This is a genomic window from Streptomyces sp. NPDC000941, assembly GCF_053599555.1.
In genome coordinates this window covers 1-4,158 of sequence record NZ_JBSFMM010000431.1, presented here as the reverse complement: position 1 = coordinate 4,158, position 4,158 = coordinate 1, and the positions used below count along the sequence as shown (strand labels likewise).

Sequence of the window (4,158 nt, the reverse complement as noted above, 5' to 3'; positions counted from 1 at the left end):
ACCTCACCCCTCCCCGGCCGCCCGGCCTTATGTTTGCGTGCGGGGGGGCCGTCCGTGTATGAGTGCGTTCAGCGAACCTGTCGGTGATCCACCGGATCAGGTCACTTCCCGTAGTACGCGTTGTAAAGCGAGATCGTCGACTTGTTGCCCTTCTTGTCGGCGATCTTGGCGTGGAACGAGATCCCCTTGCCCTTGGCCGGGTTCGTGACCGCAATCTTGCCGTTCTTGACGGGTACCTTCTTCCAGGTCTGGCCGTAGTCGTACGACACGTACACCGACAGGGACTTCAGGTTCGAGCCCGCTGCCGAGCCCTGGACGGTCACCGGGACGGAGACCTTCTTGTCGGCCGGAGCCCTGCTGTCCAGGCCGACGGCCGCGTCGAAGCGGATCGAGGACGCGGGCAGCTTGGCCAGGTCGGCCTTCTTGGAGCGGAAGGTCCAGCTGGCGTCGACGCGGGTGGATGCCGCGGCGACCTTGACGCTGCGCTTGACCGAGGTGGTCAGTTTGTACGCGGCGTCACCGGCCGGAACCGTGAAGATGCCCGCCCCTTCCAGTGGGTCGCTGTTCGAGCCGACCTTGGCGCCGTTGCGATAGAGGGTCGTGGTGACCGACGAGTAGAGCGAGGAACCGGAGTGGGTCTTGCCGTCGGTGAACACCGGCAGGTAGCCGTAAATGCCGTTGCCCTCGCGGTAGATACCGAGACTTGAGCCGACACGCGGGCCGAAGACCGCCGTGTTGAAGGTCTTCCCGTAGCTCTTGCCCGCCTTCAGGGTCTGCGGGGTGCCGAGCGTGTAGAAGGCCTCGACGATCGGGGAGCCGGACTCGTCGACCCCGCCGTGCTGCTCGAAGTCGAGTTTCCACTTCGCCCCGCCCGCGGTGGACAGGCGCAGCGTGCGCGTGCCGGGCAGCTTCTGCTGGACCCCGGGTGCAAAGGTGTTTGTACTGCCGGGCAGCTCGCCCCAGGCGTAGATCACGCCCTTCTTACCGCTCGACGAGGCGCCCAGACCGGTCTTCACCGTGGCCAGTTCACTCGCCTTGTAGCGCTTGGTGTAACCGGTGGCGAGCTGCTTGACCTTGCCGCCGGCGAGGGTGTCGTACTCCTCGGCGGGCTTGACCCAGTGACCGCCCCACTGCTGGTACAGGCTGCCGTCGGTGATCTGCAGGCCGGCGTACGCGGTACGGAAGTTGGCGTACGAGTCCAGCCACCAGCCGTACGAGTTGCTGCCGTCCGGCACGCCGACGGTGTACAACGGCGTAGCGACCTCCGACTTCGCCGCCGCGTCGGGCACGGTGATGTCCACCGGCTTCGCGGTCCGCGCGTCCACCGTGATCGTGGCCTTCTTGGTGATGCTCAGCTTCGGCTGCGTCACCCAGTCGAAGCCCTTGGCGGGGTCATCCGGGTCGACGTGGACGGCCGAGTTGAAGATGTAACCGCCCTTGGGAAAGCGGACCTTGACGGTGCCGGACTCGTCGTAGGGCGAGTACCACTTGCCCTGTGCGAGCCCGGTGACACCGTCCAGTTCGGCGTTGTAGTACTTCGCCGGGTTGCCGTCACGGTCGATGAACTTGAGCGTGACGTCGTACGACTCCACCTCGCGCTGCACCGTCGCCGCCGTGCGTACGCTCTGGCCGCCGCCGGTGGCGGTCACGTACGCGGAGTAGGCGCCGTCGAGCGTGCCGCCCTGCTTCGTGTTGACCGTGAGGTCGGCGGAGGCCGAGCCGCCCGCCGGGACGGTCAGCGTCTTGGTGCCGAGCGTGAAGAAGCCGGCCGGTGCGGCCTGCCCCTTCGGGTCGGTGGCCGTCACCGCGAGGGTCAGCGTGACATCGGTCTTCCCGAGGTTCTTGTACGTGACCTTGTCGGTGACCGGCTTGTCGTCGGTGTGCGGCCACTGCTGGAGGCCGAAGCTCACCGACGTCGGGTCGGCGACCACGGTCTGCTTGATGGCCTTGTCGACCTGGATCCGGCCCGAACCCTGCTGGAACGGCGTGTACTTGCCGCCCTTCGCGGAGCCGGTCAGCGCACCCTTGAGCTGGGTGTACGTCCAGTCGGGGTGCTGCTGCTTCAGGATCGCCGCGGCGCCCGCGACATGCGGGGTGGCCATCGACGTACCCGAGATGCTCACGTAGCCGGGCGGCTTCTCGCCGACCTCCTGGGCTATGACGCTGCCCGGGGCCGAGGCGGCCGTGGTGTCCACGCCGGGTGCGGTCACGTCGGGCTTGATCTGCCCGTCGAGGCCGGGGCCCGTGCTGGAGAACGAGGCCAGCTTGTCGGTGTCGTCGACGGCGCCCACGGTGAGCGCGGCCTCCGCGCTGCCCGGGGAGCCGATCGTCTGCTCGCCCAAGTCGCCGTCGTTGCCCGCGGCGATGGCGAAGAGGACGCCCTTCTCCTTGGACAGCTCGTTGACCTGGGCCTCAAGCGGGTCGATGTCGGGGGTGTCCCCGCCGCCGAGGCTGAGGTTCACGACGTCGGCGCCCTGCTCGACCGCCCACTCCATGCCGGCGAGGATGCCGGAGTCGTCGCCGGAGCCGTCGTCGCCGAGCACCTTGCCGTTGAGCAGCTTGGCGCCCGGTGCGACGCCCTTGTACTTGCCCGCCGACTTGGCTCCCGTACCGGCCGCGATGGACGCGACGTGCGTGCCGTGGCCGTACTTGTCGGTCGCGTCCGGGGACGTGGAGAAGTTCTTCTCCCCGACCACCTGCTCCTTGAGGTCCGGGTGGGTCGCGTCGACACCGGTGTCGAGGACGGCGATCTTGACACCCTTGCCGTTGTACCCGGCGGCCCACGCCTTGTCGGCGCCGATCTGCGGAACGGACTTGTCGAGGCTGGCCTTGCGGACCCCGTCGAGCCACACGTGGGCGATGCCGGAGGCGGTCTTCGCGCCGCCGGACGGCGTGTCGGTGACCGCGGCCCACAGGTCGGGCGCGTCGCCCTTGGGCGTCAGCACCGCGTCCGCGTTCAGCGACTTCAGGGTCCTGCGGACCTTGGTGTCGCCGGCCTCCCGGACGTCCGCCTTCGCCGCGGCGGCCGTGCCGCTGTAGCCGACGATCAGCTTGAGGCCCTGCTTCTGGGCCTTGCGGTTGGCCGACTTGTTGAGCTCGGTGACGTCGAAGAGCCGCCGGTCGAGTCTGCCGTCGGCTATCAGCCGTGCCGCGTCGGCCGGCACGACGAGGGTGTGCCCGTCGGCCTTGCGGATCTGGACGGGTATCCCCTCGCGGCCCTTGGCCCGCTCCAGGCCGATGACGCGGCCCTTGGCGTCGACGACGACACGGTCGCCGGTGATCAGGGTGACGCGGTACTTGGGCGTGGTCTGTACGGCCTGGTCACCGGCCGTACGCTCGGGCCCCGCCGACGCCGGGCTGGTCATGCCCGCCGCCAGGGCCACGGCTGCCGCCGTGGCGATCGTGGCCGCGCACGCTCTTTTCACTTGTCTGCGCAAGTCTCCCCCTGGAGGCTATCTGAGAACTTGTTGTCTTCCGGCTGTAATCACTGGGTTTCTGCTGGTCAGGCGTAAATCTGCCGCCGCCCGCTTCGCCATCGACGCGGTGTTCCTCATGTCGGCTCGTAAGGGCAAGGGTTCGCTTTCGCTCGCCCGCTCGGACCTCCCCATCGCTTGTGGCGTGATGATGGCCCGTCGTGCCCTTGAGCTTGACCAACTCGGCTCAGCACCCCCGCGTCACCGCAGACGCGCCCGAGGCTGGGGACCGCCATCGGTCACAGGCCGGAGCGGTGACTGACGACGGGCGCGTGCGGGAGGGGAAACCGTCCTGGCCGCGGCGGGGGCACGTTCAGCAACGGACATCGGTGGCAGGGCCTTTCAGTAGTGGCGAAGAGACTCGGCCAGCATGCCGGGACCTCGTTGACCGGACGCTGATCCAACCTGACCGGCCGATCAGGAAGGCGGGCCGGCGCTGTGCGAGGCTGCACCGCATGCGCATCCTGGTGGTCGAAGACGAGGTGGACCTTGCCCACACCCTGCACACCGGTCTGACCGCCGAGGGCTACAGCGTCGACCTCGCCCATGACGGCCGACAGGGACTGTGGATGGCCCGGACCGGCGAATACGCCCTTGTGGTACTGGACTTGATGCTGCCCGGGCTCAACGGCTACAAGGTCTGCGCCCAGCTGCGCCGGGAGAACAACGCGACCCCCATCCTCGT

2 protein-coding genes are annotated in these 4,158 nt (G+C 68.4%); one reads left to right on the top strand and one right to left on the bottom strand.

The window, feature by feature from the left end; translation table 11 throughout:
- Positions 1–101: 101 nt before the first annotated feature.
- Positions 102–3,425 (bottom strand): S8 family peptidase, encoded by a 3,324-nt coding sequence (locus ACWDSL_RS52230; protein WP_450496680.1) that lies wholly within the window; start codon positions 3,423–3,425, stop codon positions 102–104.
- A gap of 503 nt (positions 3,426–3,928) precedes the next feature.
- Between ACWDSL_RS52230 and ACWDSL_RS52225 the strand changes: the two genes are divergently transcribed.
- On the top strand, positions 3,929–4,158 hold a 230-nt coding region (locus ACWDSL_RS52225), incomplete at its 3' end, for a response regulator (protein ID WP_450496678.1).